The organism is Curtobacterium salicis, assembly GCF_011759505.1.
Taxonomy (GTDB): Bacteria; Actinomycetota; Actinomycetes; order Actinomycetales; family Microbacteriaceae; genus Curtobacterium; species Curtobacterium salicis.
This window is the reverse complement of sequence record NZ_JAAOYO010000001.1, coordinates 479,870-497,188: the sequence shown is the minus strand read 5'-3', so window position 1 is coordinate 497,188 and position 17,319 is coordinate 479,870. Positions and strand designations below refer to the sequence as shown.

The following is a 17,319-nucleotide window of genomic DNA, read 5'->3' as shown; positions in this document are numbered from 1 at the left end:
CGCACGCTACCCACGGGTCTCTGGCGCTCCTCGCAGGGAGTCGTCGTTCGTCCGCAGAGCGCATCCGGTGAGTCGTTCGTGCGCCGCGAGGACCTCGTCGACGCTCACCCCGGCCAGGCACGGGTGACCGGGGACGGGGCACTCCCGCGCCCGTGAGAGCCGGCACGGGGCGTCCTGGTCGCCGAGGAGTTCGACGTGCTCGGCGTACGGCGCCCACTTCACGGCGGGCACGACCGGGGAGAACAGCGAGACGATCCGGGCGCCGACGGCCGCGGCGAGGTGGGCCGGACCGGTGTTGCCGACGACGACGACCTCGGCGCCCGCCAGGACCGCGGCGAGCACCGCCGGGCTGGTGCGTCCGCCGAGGTCGATCCCGCTGGTGCCGGCCACCTCCGCGGTGAGGTCCCGTTCACCGGGGGACCCCGTCACGACCACCGGGACGCCGAGTCGGGCGTACGCGGCCACGAGGGCACGGTGGGCCGGCGGCGGCCACGAGCGGGCTTCGACACTGGCGCCGGGGTGCACGACGACGTACCGGTCGAGCGCGGCGACCTCGTCGGGCAGCACCGCGGTGTCGTCGTGCCGGACCCGGAGTCGCCCGTCGTCACCGTCCGGCAACGCGTAGCCCGCGGCGGCGGCGATGCGGAGCGCCCGTTCGGGTTCGGGGACGTCCTCGGGCAGGTCCTCGCCGGGCCGGAGCCGCACGTCGAGCAGGGACCCGGGATGGTCGACCGATGCGCCGGACACCCGCGGGACGCCGGCGAGGCGCAGGAGCATCGCGAGCGGCAGCGGCGACTGGTGGAAGGACGTCAGGACGACCACCTCGTCCGGTCGCTCCTCGTCGACCAGCGCGCGGAACTCGGCGAGGACGGCGTCGTCGAGCGGCCGGACGGTCTCCGTGACCCACGGTGCTGCCCAGACGCGGAGCGAATCGACGCCGGGCAGCAGTGCTCCGGCGGGGGCGCCCTGCGGGCCGCAGAGGAGCGTGACGTGGTCCGCTCCGGCGGCGACGGCACGGACGGCGGGACCGGCGACCAGGACGTCCCCGAACGAGTCGAGACGCGCGACGAGCACGCGGTGACCGGAGCGTGCGGCCGTGCCGGTGCCGGTGCCGGTGCCGGTGGTGGGGTCGCTGTCGGTCATGCCGTCGCTCCGACGGAACGCGCGACGACGAGCGCCACGGCCTCCTCGATCGAGCCGGCGACGGTGGTGGCGGCCTCGACCTCGGCGGGCATCGTCCGAGCGGTCGGCACGAGGATGCCCTGCGCCCCCGCTGCGACGGCCGCTCCGACGTCGGCACCGATGTCCCCGATCACGACGAGGTCAGCGGCGTCGAGTCCGAGTCGCTGCGCGGCGGAGAGCACCATGCCGGGCCGCGGCTTCCGGCAGGCGCAGTCGTCGCCGCGGTCGTGCGGGCAGACCTCCCAGACGTCGAACGGCCCGACGAGCTCGTCGACGCGGGCGTTCGTGGCGTCGACCTGGTCGCGGGTCGCCAGGCCCTTCGCGATCGCGGACTGGTTCGTCACGACCCCGACGGCCAGCCCGGCGGCCCGAGCCGCGGCGACGGCGTCGGCCGCACCCGCCACCGGCACCACCCGCTCCGGGTCGGCGTTGTAGGGCACGTCCACCACCAGGGTGTCGTCGCGGTCGAAGAGCACGCCGCGGAGCGGACGATCGGTGAGGGCCACACCTCTCTCTACCGGTGGAGCCGCGTCCGTGCCCACCCGGCGCGCGGAGCGTGGCGCGCGGTGGACAGGGTGGAGCCACCCGGCGGACGGGACGGTGCCGTGCCGGTAGCGTCGGGCGACGTGACCGCCGTACCCACCCTGCCCCCGTCCGACGGCCGACCGGAGCTCGTCGTGCTCCGGGCGATCAAGCTCGGCGACCTGCTCGTCGCCGTGCCCGCGCTGCACGCTCTCCGCCGCGCCTTCCCGGGCCACCGCATCACCCTGGCGACGACCGCCTGGCTCGCCCCGGTCGTCGAACTCGTCACCGACGTCGACGTGCACCTCGCCCAGCACGGCCTGGACCACCCGATCCACGTGCCCACCGGCGTCGTCGACGTCGCCGTCAACCTGCACGGTGCCGGACCCGAGTCGGGCGACCTCATCGACGCGCTGCAGGCCCGCCGGGTGATCGGTCACGGCGCCCCCGACGGTCCGGAGTGGCAGCACGACGTCCACGAGCGTGTCCGCTGGGCCGGGTTGATGACGGCACACGGCATGCCCGCCGACCCGGACGACGTGTCGATCGCGGTCCCGGCGGTCCCCGCCGTCGTCCAGGGCGCGGCGGTCGTGCACGTCGGAGCGTTCCACGGCGCCCGGCACTGGCCGGTCGACCGCTCCGCCGACGTGGTCCGCGGACTCGTCGCGCGCGGCCACCGGGTGGTCCTCACGGGAGGCGCGGACGACGTCGAGCGCGCACTGGCCGTCGCCGGACTGGCCGGCCTCGACGACGCGGCGGTCCTCGCCGGACGCCTGGACCTGCAGCCGTTCGCCGCCGTCGTGGCTGCTGCGAGCCTCCTGGTCACCGTCGACACCGGAGCGGCGCACCTCGCCTCCGCCTACGGGATCCCGTCGGTCGTGCTCTTCGGCCCCGCGCCGCCCGAGGCGTGGGGTCCGCCGGCGTCGGGCCCGCACGTGGTGCTCACCGACGCCTCGGTCCGCCGGGGCGACGTGTTCGCCGAGGACCCGGACCCGGCGATCCTGGCGGTCAGCGCCGACGACGTCCTCGCGGCGGTCGACGGACTCGGTGTCACGCCCGCCGTCACCGTCCACAGCACGGATCGGTAGCGTCGATCCGACGGCACGGACAGTCCGGCCGTCGGAGGGAGCCGCCGTGTTCGAAGCAGCCAACATCCGGGACTGGATCGGCCTGCCGGTCGTCGACGCCCAGGAGGACAAGATCGGCAACCTCGAGAGCATCTACTACGACACCGCGACGCAGCAGCCGGCCTTCGGGTCCGTGACGACCGGCGTCGTCGGCAAGAAGCTCGTGTTCGTGCCGCTCGTCGGCGCGACGGTCGCCCCGAAGCACCTGCTCGTGGCGTTCGACAAGAAGACCGTGAAGGACGCCCCGTCCATCGCCACCGACGGTGAACTCGACGCCGCCACCGAGCCCGAGCTCTTCCAGCACTACGGCCTCGACTACCAGGCGGGTGCCGGCGGCGAACGCCGGCTCGGTCGTCGCTGAGTCACGCGTACCCGCTGAGGTCCTGGGAGGGAGGGCCGAGCCGGACCGGCTAGCCTGGTCCGCTCGACCCCGCCCGAGGGTCGGCCACCCGACCCGAACACCCCGGAGCCCACCCTGCGCCGTCCGCTCAGCACCCGCGTCCCCGGTGGCCGTGCGCGCGGTGGCCGTGCGCGCGGTCGTCGGCTCGCGGCACTCGTCGCCGGAGCCGTCGTCCTCGGCACCGTCCTCGTGGGCGGTCCGGCCGGGACGCCCACGGCGCCGCAGGAGGCGTCGGCCGCACCCGGGTGGCCGGTGCCACAGCCCTTCCGCGTGACCGACGACCCGCCGGAGACGTTGACCGACCTGCCGCCGGGCAGCGAGTACGTCGCGCTCGGCGACTCGTACTCCGCGGGGTACGGCCTGGCGGACCCGACCGGACTCCCCGTCCGGGCGTGCGCGCAGTCCGGGCGGGACTACCCGCACCGCATCGCCGCACGGTTCGGTCTCGCACTCACCGACGTCACCTGTGCCGGCGCGACCAGCGAGGACGTCCGCGACCGCACGCAGTGGCGCGGGGCACCGCCGCAGATCGAGGCGCTGTCGGAGTCGACCCGGCTCGTCACGCTGACGATCGGGGGCAACGACGCGGACCTGTTCGGCACCGCGGCCTCGTGCATGGCGCTCTCCGCCTCCGGGCCCGTGTTCTCGGGCAAGAACGCGCCGTCCTGTCGGAGCACGCTCGACGTCGACGGGGTCGACACGCTCGGGGCGAAGATCGAGGGGCGGGTCGCGCTCGGGATCGCGGAGACCCTGGCCGACATCCGCGAGGCGGCACCGAACGCGACGGTCCTGCTGCTCGGCTACCCGGCGATCTTCCCGGACGCCGCACACACCCCGGCGCGGGGCTGCTTCCGACCCGCGGTCGACCTCGGCACCCTCGCGGGACGGTTCCCCGAGGACACCTACCCCTTCACCGACGCCGACGTCCGGTGGCTGCACGGCGTGCAGGAGCAGCTCGACGAGGTCGGTCAGAGCGCAGCCCGGGCCGCCGGTGTGCGGTTCGTGGACGTGTTCGCGACGACGCAGGCGCACTCGGCCTGCGCACGGTCGGGCGCGTACGTGAACGGGGTGTCGCTCGACTCGCTCGGCGGGTTCAGCAGCATCGACCTCGAGCCGGGCGCGCTGCACCCGAACACGGCGGGGGTCCGGTACCTGACCGGACGGCTCGACGCGGAACTCCGGGAACGGCTCGGCTGACCGCCGCTCGACCGGGCCCGGGTCAGGCGCGCAGGACTGCGCCCAGTCGGTCCATCAGCGCCGGCAGCGTCGACAGGACCGCGATGTGTCCGTCGTCGGGACGCTCCTCGTACCGGGCCGACGGCATCGCCCGGGCGAGTGCGCGCCCGTGTGCCACCGGGACGACCCGGTCACGCGCGCCGTGCACCAGGAACGTCGGCACCGTGACGGCCGACAGCGCGAACCCCCAGTCCGTCACGAACGCCACGTCGTCGTCGGCGCCGCCCAGGAGGCCCGGCCCGCCCGCCGCCGACGCGTCCTGCCCCAGGGCGGCCCAGTCCCCGTCGAGGGCCGCCCAGTCGGTGTCGACGAACTGGGACGGATCGAAGTCCGCGGTCGCCGCCCAGGTGATGCGTGCCTCCCGTCCGGCGGCCGCGGCACGGAGGCCGCCGTCGTCCGCCATGCCGTCCCACCAGGCCGGCGTGTCCGCGAACGGTGAGGGGGAGGCGAGCGTCGCGACGGCGGCGACCCGGTCGGGCAGGAGGGCCGCCGCAGCGAGGGCGTGCGGGCCGCCGCCGGAGCCACCGACGACCGCGACGCGGGCGATGCCGAGGGCGTCGAGCACCTGACCGAGGTCGCTCGCGCCGTCCGCGACCCGGCGTCCGGGCAGTGGGTCGGCGCCGCCGTAGCCGGGCCGGGTGACGGCCACGAGGCGGAGGCCGCGGGCCGCGGCGGTCCGTCGGAGCGGCTCGAACAGGACGCCGGTGTGCGGTGACTCGTGATGCCAGACGAGCGTCGGCCGGTCCGGGGCGGCAGCGTGTCCAGCGGCCCGGCCAGCGGTGTGTCGGGCGGGGGCGTCGTCGACGGCGGTGTCGTCGACCAGGACGATCCGGCCGTCCCGGAGCTCGATGGTCTGCATGCGCCGGAGGGTAGTCTCCGGCCGTGCCTCCTCGCTCCGCCGGACTGCTGCTGCACCGTGGCACCGGGTCCTCCCTCGAGGTCTTCATCGCGCACATGGGCGGCCCGTTCTGGCGTCGGCGTCCGCGGGCGTGGTCGATCCCGAAGGGCGAGCTCGAAGCGGGGGAGGACGCGCTGACGACGGCGCTCCGCGAGTTCGGTGAGGAGATCGGGACTCCTGCTCCCGAGGGCGCGCCGGTCCTGCTCGGCGACTTCCGGCAGGCCTCCGGCAAGGTCGTGACGGTGTGGACGCTCGACGCGCCCCACTTCGCCGTCGACGTCGTGCGGAGCAACACCGTGTCGCTCGAACTCCCGCGCGGTTCCGGGCGCTTCGTCGAGGTGCCCGAGGTCGACGATGCCCGCTGGGTGCCGCTGGCCGAGGCCCGGGACCGCGTCGTCGCCGGCCAGGTCGCCGCCCTCGACGCCCTGGCGCACCGCGGCTGACCCCGCTCCGCAGCACGTCGCCGTCCCGCTGGCCGATCGACGCACGCCGTGGCCGATCCTGCGCTCGCTGGCTAGCCTGAGGGTCGTTCAGGTCCGCGACGCCTCCCGCCGGTCGGACCGTCAGGGGACAGGGGAACACATGCAGCGCAACCGGATGCTGGTCGCGGGAGTGACCGCACTCGTCATGGGAGCCGGACTGACCGTGGGCGGCTCGACCGTCGCCTCGGCCGCGCCGGTCGGACACTGGGGGACATTCACCGTCGCCGGGGCCGCACGGGCGTACACCGGCACGGTGACCCTGCCGGGCTTCCCGGCGACCACGTACACGTCGACCTCCCGGCAGTCCACGGTGATCAGCGGGGCGTCGGTCTGGCAGGGACCGGCGACGGGCCCGGGGTCGACGTACGGGTCGAGCCGGGGCACCACGTACCTCAACCAGCGCCCGGCCACCGACACGCCGAACACGTCCGGGGCGTCGGTCACGACGTACACCTTCGCGACGCCGACCCCCGGCGCCGGCAGCTGGTCCTTCGTCCTCGGTGACGTGGACGCCGACCAGGCGACCATCGCCGCGACCGTGCCGGGCGGTGGCGCGGCGACGGCGGCGCAGCTCGGGTTCCAGAGCACCTACAACTCCTGCTCGGCCGTCTCGGCCGGCGGGTGGTCGTGCCCTCCCGATCCCGACGGCACCACCGGCCGGGACGTCCCGACGTGGAACAGCGCGACGCGCACCCTCACCGGCAACGCGGCGGCGACCGACACCGCCGGGGCCACCGCCTGGTTCACGCCGACGGTCCCGCTGGAGACGCTGACGATCACGTACCAGCAGCGCAGCGGGCTCCCGGTGTACCAGACCTGGTTCGCCGACCGCACGGCAGCGATCAGCGGCACCGCGACCCGTGACGGCGCGCCTGTGGCCGGCGCGACCGTCACCGCGACGGCGCCCGGCGGCCGGACGGTCACGACGACCACCCGGGCGGACGGCACCTACGTCTTCCCGGAACTCGCCGTCGACTCGGGCTACCGGGTCACCCTCACGGCCCCGGACGATGTCGTCGGGGACCCGACCGTCACCGACGTCTCGCTCGCGAGCAGCCCCGGCGGTGCGGACCGGACCGGCGTCGACTTCGTCCTGGCCTCGGTCACGGGCACCGCGACCCTCGACGGCGGTCCCGTAGCGACCGGCACCCGCGTCGAGCTCCTCGGCACGGACGGCACCGAGATCGCCGCCACCACGACCGACGCCACCGGCGCCTACCGCTTCACGACGACGCCCGGCGACTACCGGGTGCGCGTCACCGCCCCGGAGGGCACGACCGGCACCGCGACCGAGTCGGTGACGATCCCGGCGGCCGGGACGACCCAGGACTTCGCCTTCACCACCCCGGCCGCCGTCGTCGACCTGCCCGGGACGGTGACGGACACCACCGGTGCGGCCGTCGCCGACGCCCCCGTGGTCGCCACCCCGGTCGACCCCGCGGTCAGCGACCCGGTCACCGCGACGACCGGGACCGACGGCTCGTTCGTCCTGCCCGAACTGCAGACCGACACCGCGTACTCCGTCGTCGCCGGCACCGGTGACGACGCCAGCGACCCGCAACGCGTCACGACCCCCGCGGCGGGCACCACGCCGACGCCGCTCTCGTTCGTCGTCCCGGCACCCGTGGCGGTGCCGACCGTGGTCGACGTCCCCGGCACCGTGACCGACACCGCCGGGGAGCCCGTCGCCGACGTGCCCGTGACGGCGACGCCGACGGACGCCTCGGTCGGCGCTCCCGTCACGGTCACGACGGCCGCCGACGGCGCCTTCGTGCTGCCGGACCTGCTGACGGAGACCGAGTACTCCGTCGTCGCCGGCACGGGCGACGACGCCAGCGCGCCCCGCCTCGTGACGACCCCGGCTCCGGGGACGGCGGCGACCCCGCTCGCCCTCGTCGTCGCCGCCGCAGCCACACAGGCGCCCACACCGACCCCCACCCCGACACCGACACCGACACCGGGCACGCCGTCGCCGGCTCCGAGCACCCCGCCGGGGACCGGGGGCGGTACCGGGGTCACGCCCGGCAGCGGCAGCGGCACCGGCTCGACCCCGACCGCCGGGGGTCTCGCCTTCACCGGCGCGGACCTCACGCCCGGCCTCGTGGCCGCGGGCGTGCTCCTGCTCCTCGGTGCGGGCCTCCTGACCCTCCGCGGGGTCTGGAACCGTCGCCGTCCCGAGATGCACGACTGACCTCACGAGCACGACGAGACGCCGCCGACCCCGGGAGGTCGGCGGCGTCTCGTGCCCCCGGGCCACGGCCCCGCTGCGGACGCCCGGTCCGGCACGCCGGCGCTCACGGGACGGGACGGCACCCGCACGACCGGCACGCGCACGACCGGCTCGAACGACCGACTCGTACGACCGGCTCGTACGACCGGCTCCTACGACCGGCTCCTACGACCGGCTCGCGGACGCTACCGCTCGCGGACCGCCCGCACCGAACCGGTGGCCGTCTGGATCGACCCGGTGGCCGCACGGCGCACTGTGGCGACGGACCCGGTGACGGTCTGGATCGCCCGGCTGACCGTCGGGATCGAGCTCGTGACGACGGCGAGCGACGAGGTGAGCACCTCGATCGACGACGTGCTGAGGTGCGGCTGCGCCGTGCTGTGCACCGGGAACCCACGCTTGGCGAACGCGACGACGGACAGCCCGGCGACGAGCACCAGGGCGCCGGCGAACGGCAGCGTCTGCAGACCCGAGAGCCCGAGCACCTGCCCGCCGATCGCCGCCCCGCCCGCGATGCCGATGTTCGACGCCCCGTTGACCAGGGCGCCCGCGATCTCCGGGCTGACCCCGCCGGTGCGGATCGCCGCGGCCATGAACAGCGTCCCGGTCGTGCCGTTCGCCGCCATCCAGAGGCCCGCGACGACCATCGTGCCGACGAGCGACCCGTGGGCGAAGGGCATCAGGACGAACGCGGCGGCCATCGCGGCGATCGCGGCGATCAGGGTCTGGCGGGGTGCCCGGTCGACGAACACGCCCGCGAGCCAGAGTCCGATCACGCCGGTACCCCCGAGGACGAGCAGCGCTCCCGAGACCATGCCGGCGTCGAGCCCGGCGTCGATGACGTAGGGGCCGATGTACGTGTAGACGACGTAGTGCCCGGCGAAGAGCAGCAGGTCGGCCACGACGACCGACAGCAGTCCGGTCCGCGCCCAGGCCCTGGGGGAGCCGACGTGCGGCGAGGCAGCGCCCCGGACGGCGGGCAGGCACACGGCGGCCACGACCGCGAGGAGCGCCGCACAGGCGGCGACGCCACCGACGGCGGGACGCCAACCGACCGACTGCCCGACGCCGGTGGCGAGCGGGACGCCGATGACGAAACCGAGCGAGCTGCCGGAGTAGACGAACGCGATGGCGCGACCGGCGAGCCGTGGCGGGACGATGCGCGTGGCGTATGCCGAGGCGACCGAGAAGAACAGGGCGTGCGCGATGCCACCGACGACCCGGCCGGCGCAGACCACGGCGAAGGACGGTGCGAGCGCGACGAGGGCGTTCGACACCGTGTAGCCGATCAGGGTCGCGACGAGGACCGTCTTCCGCGGCAGCTTCGCGGTCAGCGAGGTGAGGGGAAGGGCGAGCAGCGCGACGGCGGCCGCGTACACCGTGATGACGATGCCCATGGTCGACTCGGTGACGCCGAGGTCGCGGCTCATCGTGCCGAGCAGGCCGACCGGCATCAGCTCGGTCGTGATGGCGAAGAACGTGGCGAGGCCGAGGACGGCGATCCCGATCACCGACGACGTCGTGACGGTGATCGGCGTCGTGTGCGGGTGCACGGTTCGGTTGCTGGTGGTGGACACGGCGGCTGACCTCCTCGAGGACGTGCGAGGAGCGCGCGGGAACGACGGAGTGGTCGATCGGTCGGAGCGCGCTCGCTGGTGGTGGGCGGGGATGTGGAGATGTGGTTCTGGCCACTCCACGGCGAGTGCGCTCCATCCAGTGTTGCACGACGCACGGCGATCACGCGAGGGCTCCCGGGCCGTTCTCGCGATGCTCTCAGGAGCGCTCCAACGCGGTGTCCTCCGGGAGCGCGTCCGACCGACAGCCCGCCGGTCAGTACAACGGTGGCGGCGAGCTGGTCACGGTGCCGCGGACGGCGCCGCCGACGACCCGGAGCCAGAGGGTCCCGCTCAGCGAGGTCGCCGACAGTGAGACCGTCCCGTGCAGGGCGTCGTCGCGGGGGTAGCACGCGCTCGTCCCCTGCAGGCGGTCCGCGGTCGCCACCAGGCACAGGGTCGAGCGGTCCCGGCCCACGCCGGCCCAGACGTTCCACGGCGTCGCGGCGTCGTCGCCCGCCAGTGACCGGTTCGTGAAGACGAGCCGGGTGGTGTGCAGCGACACCGGTGCGTCGATCCCACCCGGCAGCTGGTCGGCGTACGTCTGCGGCAGGTCGAGCATCTGCTCGAGCGTCACCGTCCCCGCCGCGGGGGTGGTCACCGCGGACGCGGGCTCCGCGGCGGTGCGGGTGCCGATCGAGAGCCCCACGCCGGTCCCGGCCACCAGACCGATCACGACCGCGGCACCACCGAGGGCCCACAGCACGGTGCGGTCGGTCCGACGGACACGCGCCAGGAGCACCCGCGCACGGTGCGTGATCCGGCGGGTGCCGGCCAGGAGGCGCGTCCCTGGTCCGCCGTCACCGCTCGCCTCGGGCGTCCGGTCGCGGTCGTCGTCGTCGCCGTCGGTGCCGGGGTCCGTCAGGCGGCTGGGGTCGTCGGCACGATCCGCGTCCTCGGCGTGCACCGGCTGCATGGCGGGCAGCGCCGCGACCGGAACGCCGGGAGCGGAGTCCGGAAGGGACGACGGCGGCTCGGGAACGGACGACGGCACCTCGGGAACGGACGACGCCGGCTCCGCGGCGGGCGACGCACCTGCCCGGCGGGGACGACGCGACCCCGTGGCGGGGCCGACAGCGCCGGCGGGACGCTTCCGGGCCTCCCGGTCGAGGTCGGCGAGTGCGATCCGGGCGCGCGCTGCTTCCGCCGGGGTCGACCCCGCGCCCCACGCGGTGCGCTCGAGACGCGCTCGTGCTGCCGCGTCGTCGTCGGTCCGGCTCATCCGCGCTCCTCGTCGTCACGCCCGACCTCATGCTGCCACCGGTGCGCCGACGGCGCGCACCCAGACCGGGGGGAGTACGCCCGAGGGATGACCGATGCGCAGAACGACCAGGCCGCCGACCCGACCGATCCCGCCGTGCCCGCCGACGCCACCGGTTCGACGCCGCAGGCCGTCGACGAGGAGACGCTCGAACCGCTCAGCCATGACACGCAGTCCGGTGAGGCCGACTACGTCGCCACCAGCCCGGGCGGCAGCGGCACCGAGCGGCACGTGCCGCTGCCGGAGGAGGAGCAGGGCCGCGACACCGAGTACGACCCGGTCGACCAGGGACCGCAGCAGGAGGGCCAGGGCGGCTAGGCGAGTCCGACCGCCGCGCGCTCCCGGAGGACCCGCCGCAGCACCGCCCGCTCGCCGAGCGTCCACACCGCGCTCGTCACGACGTACAGCGCGGCGGCGAGGGGTGCGATCGCGGCGAACCCGACCGAGACGAACGGCATCCACCGGGCGATGCCGGTCATGGCCGTGGCACCGGACACGGCCGGGTCGCCCGACTGCGACGCGGGTGCCGGGTTCCCGTGCAGCTGTGCCCGCCGGGTCAGCTCCACGACGACCGCCAGCACGGCCAGCAGCAGGAGCACCACCCAGCCGTGCACCCACAGTGGCGAGGTGACGACCGTCACCGCGGACTGCGCGAGCGGGATGCCGGCCAGGGTGGCGCGCAGCAGCGTGTTGACCGTGCCGTCGATGCTCGCGTGGGTGAACAGCGTGTACAGCAGCGACACGACCGGCGCCTGCGCGAGCACCGGCAGGCAGCCGGCGAGCGGGGACACCCGCTCGCTCGTGTACAGCGCCTGTAGCGACCGCTGGAAGCGGGCGGTGTCCGTCCCGGCCCGTCGTCGGAGTTCGGCGATCCGGGGCGCGAGCCGTCGGCGGTCCCGCTCCGCACGCACCTGGAGGACGGCGAGCGGGACGAGCAGCAGCCGGACCGCCAGGGTGAGCAGGACCACGGCGAGCGCCGCGGCGGCCGTCCCGGCGACGGGGGTGAGCAGGTCGGTGAGCGTGGTGACGAGTGTGGTGCCGGCGTGCAGCAGCGTGCTGAGGCCGGGCAGGGTCGTGATGTCCATGACGGAGGTCCTTCGATCGTGGGGTCTGGAGCGTCTGCGGCCCGAAACCGATCGGTGTCAGACCGCCGGGACGGCTCCCGGCGCCCGCGATCGCGGGTGGCCGTCGGCGTCCGGGTCGCTCCAGCCGATCCGGGTCACGAGGTCCGGTGTCGTCCGGGAGGCCCGTGGTGCGCCCGCAGCGTCGGCCCCGGTCTGCAGGGCGACCAGGCGCAGCACGAGCAGTGCGGCAGCGAGGGCGGCCACGGCGGTGACGGTGATGCCGAGCGCGCCGAGCCCGAGCGCCGCGACGGCGAGGGCCGGGAGCGAGCCGAGCGCGGACGGGTCGAGGCCGTGCAGGGCGGAGAGCCCGCGGAGCAGCACCTCGATGACGGTCATGGTGCGGCTCAGCGTAGCGCCCGCGTGCCTCCGAGGTCGTGACGGTCGAGCGGGGCAGGATCGGGGCATGAGCGCAGCATCCCCGAGCACCCCGGCGACGCTCGCGCTGGAGCGGGCCGGTGTGCCGTTCACTCCGCACGTGTACGAGCACCACGAGAGCGCCACGAACTTCGGGGAAGAGGCGGCTGCGGCACTCGGGCTCCGCGAGGAGCAGGTGTTCAAGACGCTGGTGGTCTCGGTGGACGGCGACCTGGCCGTGGCGATCGTGCCGGTGGCCGACCGTCTCGACCTCAAGGCGATCGCGGCGGCCGTCGGCGGCAAGAAGGCATCACTCGCCGACCCGAGCCTGGCGGAGCGGCGGACCGGGTACGTCGTCGGGGGGATCAGCCCGGTCGGGCAGAAGACCCGCATCCGCACGGTGCTCGACGCATCGGCTTCCCAGCACGCGACGATCTTCGTGTCCGGCGGGCGTCGTGGCTTCGACATCGAGCTGTCGCCGGCGGACCTGGCGAGGGTCACGGACGCCAGCACAGCGCCCATCGCCCGGAGTTGAGTCCAGCCGCCGCAAGTTCTTCATCCGAGCGGGAATGAGCCCGGTCCCCCTGCGTTGCATTGAGTCGAAGGCACTCAAGTTCCTCAGGAGGTCCCTTTGCCACAGACGTTCGGCCCGACCGGCGGCAACGACTCGTTCGACGAGTTCCTCGCACGACTGCTCGCGGCTTCACAGAACCCCGGCCAGTCCCAGCGGTCCATGCCGTTCGGACGACCGGTCGACATCACGCGGCTCCTCAGCCGTCGTACCCACGAGCTGCTCCAGCAGACGGCGACGTACGCCGTCGAGCAGGGGCAGCACGAGATCGACGCCCTGCACGTGCTGCACGTGCTCGTCGGCACCGAGCCCTTCGCAGCCGTCCTGCGCTCCGCGGGCGCCGACCCCGAGCGGTTCGCCGCCGACGTCGAGCAGCGTCTGCCGATGCCCTCGGGCGACACCGTCGAGGGCCGTCCCGCGCTGACCCCGTCGGCGCAGCGGATCCTGCTCGAGGCAACCCAGGCCGCCCGCGGGTTCGGCAGCACCTACACCGACCCCGAGCACGTCTTCTTCGCGCTCGTCACGGACCAGGACACGGTCGCGGGCCAGCTGCTCGCGAGCGCCGGCGTCACCCCGCAGGTGATGCAGTCCTACGCACAGGAAGCGGCCGAGGCCGCACGAGAGGGGCGTCCCATGCCCGGCACCACCGCCCAGCAGGACCAGCAGTCGGAGACCCCGACGCTCGACCAGTACGGCACCGACCTCACCGCCCGCGCCCGCGAGGGTCGCATCGACCCGGTGATCGGCCGAGCGGACGAGATCGAGCAGACCGTCGAGATCCTGCTCCGTCGTACCAAGAACAACCCCGTCCTGATCGGTGAACCCGGCGTCGGCAAGACCGCCATCGTCGAGGGGCTCGCCCAGCGCATCGTCGACGGCGACGTCCCCGCACTGCTCCACGGCAAGCGCGTCGTCGCCCTCGACCTGCCCGGCATGCTCGCCGGCACCCGCTACCGCGGCGACTTCGAGGAGCGCCTGACGACGGCCATGGACGAGATCGCCGCACACGCGGACGAGCTCATCGTCTTCGTCGACGAACTCCACACCGTCGTCGGCGCCGGGGGTGGCGGCGAAGGCGGGTCGATGGACGCGGGCAACATCCTCAAGCCGCGCCTGGCCCGCGGCGACCTGCACCTGGTCGGCGCCACGACGCTCAACGAGTACCGCCGCATCGAGAAGGACGCCGCACTCGAGCGCCGCTTCCAGCCCGTGACGGTGGGGGAGCCGAGCGTCGAGGACGCGGTCGCGATCCTCGCCGGGCTCAGCCCCCGGTACGCGGAGCACCACGGCGTGACCTACGCGGAGGACGCCATCCGCGCCGCCGTCGAGCTGTCGCACCGCTACGTGACCGACCGGCACCTGCCGGACAAGGCGATCGACCTCATCGACCAGGCCGGTGCTCGCCGCCGTCTCGCCCGCTCGGGTGACGTCGACGTCGAGGCGCTCCGTGCCCGGGTCACCGACCTGACGGCCCGGAAGGACCGCGCGGTCGCAGAGGAGCAGTACGAGGAAGCGTCGGACCTGCGTGACGAGCTCGCCGGACTGGAGGCGCGGATCACCGCCGCCGCCACCGGTGACGCCGAGCGCGCCTCCCGTCCGTCGGCCGTGGACGACGTCATCACGGAAGCGGACATCGCCGCCGTGGTGTCGCGTGCCACCGGTATCCCGGTGACCCGCCTCGGCTCGGCCGACAAGACCCGCCTGGCCGCCCTGGAATCCGAACTGCACGACCGCGTCGTCGGCCAGGACGACGCCGTGCGCGCCATCGCGAAGGCGGTCCGGCGCAGCCGCACCGGCATGGGCGACCCGCGTCGCCCGGTCGGCAGCTTCCTGTTCCTCGGCCCGACGGGCGTCGGCAAGACCGAGCTCGCGAAGGCCCTGGCCGCGTCGCTGTTCGGTGACGAGTCCGCGATGCTCCGCTTCGACATGAGCGAGTTCGGCGAGCGCCACACGGTGTCCCGCCTGGTCGGTGCCCCTCCCGGGTACGTCGGCTACGACGAGGCCGGCCAGCTCACCGAGCGTGTCCGTCGGAACCCGTACTCGGTGATCCTGCTCGACGAGGTCGAGAAGGCGCACCCGGACGTGTTCAACCTGCTGCTGCAGGTGCTCGACGACGGACGGCTGACCGACGGGCAGGGCCGCACGGTCGACTTCCGGAACACGGTGGTCATCATGACCTCGAACATCGGGTCGGAGTTCCTGGCGTCCCGCTCGGGTGCGCTCGGGTTCTCGGTGGCCGCCGACGGCGGGTACGCGGAGGACGACCTGCGCAACCGTGTGATGGGCAAGCTCCGCGAGTCGATGCGGCCGGAGTTCATCAACCGGATCGACGAGATCGTGCTCTTCCGCAAGCTCGACCGCGAGCAGCTGCGCTCCATCGTGGGGCTCCTGCTGCAGGACACGGCCTTCCGGCTCGCCGCGCAGGGCATGGTCCTGTCGGTGTCCGAGGCCGCGACGGACTGGCTCGCCGAGCACGGGTACGAGCCCGAGTACGGCGCCCGTCCGCTCCGCCGGCTGATCCAGCGCGAGGTCGACGACCGCATCGCGGAACTCGTGGTCGACGGATCGGTGCACGAGGGTGACACCGTCCGGATCGACATCGCGGACGGCGAGGTCGTCGCGATGGTCGACGCCCCGGTCGCGGTCTAGTCAGCTGTTCCTCGAAGAGCCCCCGGTACTCCGGTACCGGGGGCTCCTCCGTGTTCCCGGATGCAATTCGGCGAGAAATGCAGGAAAAGGGTTGCGGGCCGGTTCCGGTCGTGGATAGTGTTCTCTCGACGCGAACGGATCACCGATCCGCCGTCGAAGACCAGCCGACACCGTGCCGAAAGGGGGCCGACCATGATCACCACGCAGACGCCGTTCCGAGCAGTCCGTGGAACCACCGGCCCCACCGCCGAGTCGTGCTGATGAACACGCCGTCCTGAACCGCGATCAGCGCTGACCGGACTCGTCCGGTCACCGGCGTCGGCCACGGCTCGTGCCCTTCCGGCTGGCGCGCTACGTCCGCCTGACCAGGCGGCATCGGCCGGGTCGGGGAGGAGCAGCGGGATCGACCGGCCGCTGACGCGGGCCTTGCGGGTCCTGCCGGTCCTGCGGGGCCGCGCCGTCTCGCCGTTCGTGACGCCGGTGTTCCACGCTGCACCGCATCCTCGCGGAATGCGTACGCGCCGATTCTTCTGCACGCATTCTCCGGCGCGCATCATTCCGCGTGGATTCTTCTGCGACTCCACGAGTTCTCCTGTCACGCCTGCCGGCATCGTCCCGGCGCGTGACCCCGGTCGATTCGTCGACCCTTCTCCCCGCATTCCGCGGCATTCTCTCGAACAGGAAACGCAATGTCATCGAAGACCCTCCTCCGCCCGGTGCGGCCGCCGACCGGACGACCCCACCGGGTGTCGTTGCCGGACCGGATCGCCCTCCGGATCGGACTCGCCCTCATCGTGTGGAGCCGCCGGACCCGGCGTCAGCCGCACGAGATCGACCCGGCTGCCGAACTCCGTCGGCACCGCGAAGAACAGGCCCGCCTCGCTCGCGAAGCCGAGTGGGTGACCCTCGGCGCCGCCATGCACATGTGGCGGTGACCGATGTGGACGCCCGGCGCGGCCCGCGCCGGACGGGAGGCACGGCACCAGCCGGCACCGCGCCTCCCGTCCGGCACGCCCCGCGTCGGTGCGCCGAGCACGGACGGCGGCACCCCGCCGGACCCGTACGGTTGAGGGCATGACCGACTCCGCCGCTGCCCTCGTCGAGCGCCTCACCACGATCGTCCCCGACTTCCCGAAGCCGGGCGTGCTCTTCCGTGACGTGACGCCGGTGTTCGCCGACCCGATCGCCTTCGGACGGGTGTGCGAGGCCCTCGCCGCGCCGTTCGCCGTCGGTGGGGGCTTCGCCGCCGTCGCCGGCATCGAGGCACGCGGGTTCGCCCTGGCCGGCGGCATCGCCGCGCAGCACCAGGTCGGTGTGCTCACCGTCCGCAAGGCCGGCAAGCTGCCGGGCGACGTGCTCAGCGAGCAGTACGCGCTCGAGTACGGCGAGGCCGAGCTCGAACTCCGCCCGGGCCAGCTCGAACCGGGCACCCGGGTACTCGTCGTCGACGACGTCCTGGCCACCGGGGGCACCGCCGCCGCGACCGTGACGCTGCTCGAGCGTGCCGGGTACGAAGCGATCGGCTTCGCCGCGCTGCTCGAACTCGACGGGCTGTCCGGCCGGGAGCGCCTCGAACCGCGCCTGCCCGTCACCACGCTCGGGCGCGTGCCCGCCTGACCCGACCCGCCACTACCATCGACGTACCACCAGACCGAGGGAGCCCCACCATC

The 17,319-nt window shown here is 74.1% G+C and carries 17 protein-coding genes; 10 read left to right on the top strand and 7 right to left on the bottom strand.

The annotated features are described in order from the left end of the window. Nucleotides 1-6: 6 nt before the first annotated feature. Both E9228_RS02355 and E9228_RS02350 read right to left on the bottom strand, forming a co-directional pair. Nucleotides 7-1,143: a glycosyltransferase family 9 protein gene (locus E9228_RS02355; protein WP_166778985.1), complete on the bottom strand. Its 1,137-nt coding sequence runs from the start codon at nt 1,141-1,143 to the stop codon at nt 7-9. After that, the gene (locus E9228_RS02350) at nt 1,140-1,688 is read right to left on the bottom strand and encodes an HAD-IIIA family hydrolase (RefSeq protein ID WP_166778984.1); all 549 of its coding nucleotides are present in this window, start codon (nt 1,686-1,688) and stop codon (nt 1,140-1,142) included. The genes E9228_RS02355 and E9228_RS02350 overlap by 4 nt, the downstream gene beginning before the upstream one ends. A gap of 120 nt (nt 1,689-1,808) precedes the next feature. Between E9228_RS02350 and E9228_RS02345 the strand changes: the two genes are divergently transcribed. The 3 genes from E9228_RS02345 (at nt 1,809) to E9228_RS02335 (ending at nt 4,428) form a co-directional block, all read left to right on the top strand. Further along, nucleotides 1,809-2,792, top strand: a complete 984-nt coding sequence (locus E9228_RS02345) for a glycosyltransferase family 9 protein (RefSeq protein ID WP_166778983.1) — start codon at nt 1,809-1,811, stop codon at nt 2,790-2,792. 46 nt (nt 2,793-2,838) lie between these two features. Continuing rightward, nucleotides 2,839-3,192, top strand: coding sequence for a PRC-barrel domain-containing protein (locus E9228_RS02340; protein WP_166778982.1), 354 nt, complete (start codon nt 2,839-2,841; stop codon nt 3,190-3,192). A 309-nt stretch (nt 3,193-3,501) separates the two neighbouring features. Continuing rightward, nucleotides 3,502-4,428 (top strand): GDSL-type esterase/lipase family protein, encoded by a 927-nt coding sequence (locus tag E9228_RS02335; RefSeq protein ID WP_166778981.1) that lies wholly within the window; start codon nt 3,502-3,504, stop codon nt 4,426-4,428. Between the two features lie 22 nt (nt 4,429-4,450). Here E9228_RS02335 and E9228_RS02330 read toward each other — a convergent pair whose 3' ends face one another. Then, complete coding sequence (locus E9228_RS02330) at nt 4,451-5,326, bottom strand: alpha/beta fold hydrolase (RefSeq protein WP_166778980.1); 876 nt, start codon at nt 5,324-5,326, stop codon at nt 4,451-4,453. Between the two features lie 23 nt (nt 5,327-5,349). Here E9228_RS02330 and E9228_RS02325 point away from each other — a divergent pair, with 23 nt between their 5' ends. Further along, entirely contained in the window at nt 5,350-5,808 is a 459-nt protein-coding gene (locus tag E9228_RS02325) for an NUDIX domain-containing protein (protein ID WP_166778979.1), read from the top strand. 139 nt (nt 5,809-5,947) lie between these two features. After that, nucleotides 5,948-8,038 (top strand): carboxypeptidase-like regulatory domain-containing protein, encoded by a 2,091-nt coding sequence (locus E9228_RS02320; protein WP_166778978.1) that lies wholly within the window; start codon nt 5,948-5,950, stop codon nt 8,036-8,038. A 224-nt stretch (nt 8,039-8,262) separates the two neighbouring features. On the opposite strand, the gene E9228_RS02315 is transcribed toward E9228_RS02320, so the two are convergent. Then, complete coding sequence (locus E9228_RS02315; protein WP_166778977.1) at nt 8,263-9,654, bottom strand: MFS transporter; 1,392 nt, start codon at nt 9,652-9,654, stop codon at nt 8,263-8,265. A gap of 253 nt (nt 9,655-9,907) precedes the next feature. Then, a complete protein-coding gene (locus E9228_RS02310; protein ID WP_166778976.1) occupies nt 9,908-10,912 on the bottom strand; it encodes a hypothetical protein in 1,005 nt (334 codons plus the stop codon). Between the two features lie 87 nt (nt 10,913-10,999). On the opposite strand from E9228_RS02310, the gene E9228_RS02305 reads away from it, so the two are divergent. Continuing rightward, nucleotides 11,000-11,269 carry a hypothetical protein gene (locus E9228_RS02305; RefSeq protein ID WP_166778975.1) on the top strand — a complete coding sequence of 90 codons (270 nt, stop codon included), beginning with the start codon at nt 11,000-11,002 and terminating at the stop codon, nt 11,267-11,269. Here the strand turns inward: E9228_RS02305 and yidC are convergent. Both yidC and E9228_RS02295 read right to left on the bottom strand, forming a co-directional pair. Then, on the bottom strand, nt 11,266-12,036 hold the full coding sequence (gene yidC, locus E9228_RS02300; protein WP_166778974.1) for a membrane protein insertase YidC: 771 nt from the start codon (nt 12,034-12,036) through the stop codon (nt 11,266-11,268). The two genes, E9228_RS02305 and yidC, sit on opposite strands and share 4 nt — an antisense overlap. Nucleotides 12,037-12,093: 57 nt before the next feature. After that, nucleotides 12,094-12,411 carry a DUF6412 domain-containing protein gene (locus E9228_RS02295; protein WP_166778973.1) on the bottom strand — a complete coding sequence of 106 codons (318 nt, stop codon included), beginning with the start codon at nt 12,409-12,411 and terminating at the stop codon, nt 12,094-12,096. Nucleotides 12,412-12,478: 67 nt separating this feature from the next. Here E9228_RS02295 and ybaK point away from each other — a divergent pair, with 67 nt between their 5' ends. From ybaK to E9228_RS02275, 4 genes are all read left to right on the top strand, one after another. After that, a complete protein-coding gene (ybaK, locus tag E9228_RS02290) occupies nt 12,479-12,964 on the top strand; it encodes a Cys-tRNA(Pro) deacylase (protein ID WP_166778972.1) in 486 nt (161 codons plus the stop codon). A 96-nt stretch (nt 12,965-13,060) separates the two neighbouring features. After that, nucleotides 13,061-15,649 carry an ATP-dependent Clp protease ATP-binding subunit gene (locus tag E9228_RS02285; protein WP_166778971.1) on the top strand — a complete coding sequence of 863 codons (2,589 nt, stop codon included), beginning with the start codon at nt 13,061-13,063 and terminating at the stop codon, nt 15,647-15,649. A 689-nt stretch (nt 15,650-16,338) separates the two neighbouring features. Continuing rightward, entirely contained in the window at nt 16,339-16,584 is a 246-nt protein-coding gene (locus E9228_RS02280) for a hypothetical protein (RefSeq protein WP_166778970.1), read from the top strand. A 139-nt stretch (nt 16,585-16,723) separates the two neighbouring features. Then, on the top strand, nt 16,724-17,266 hold the full coding sequence (locus E9228_RS02275) for an adenine phosphoribosyltransferase (protein ID WP_166778969.1): 543 nt from the start codon (nt 16,724-16,726) through the stop codon (nt 17,264-17,266). The last annotated feature ends 53 nt before the right edge of the window (nt 17,267-17,319 follow it).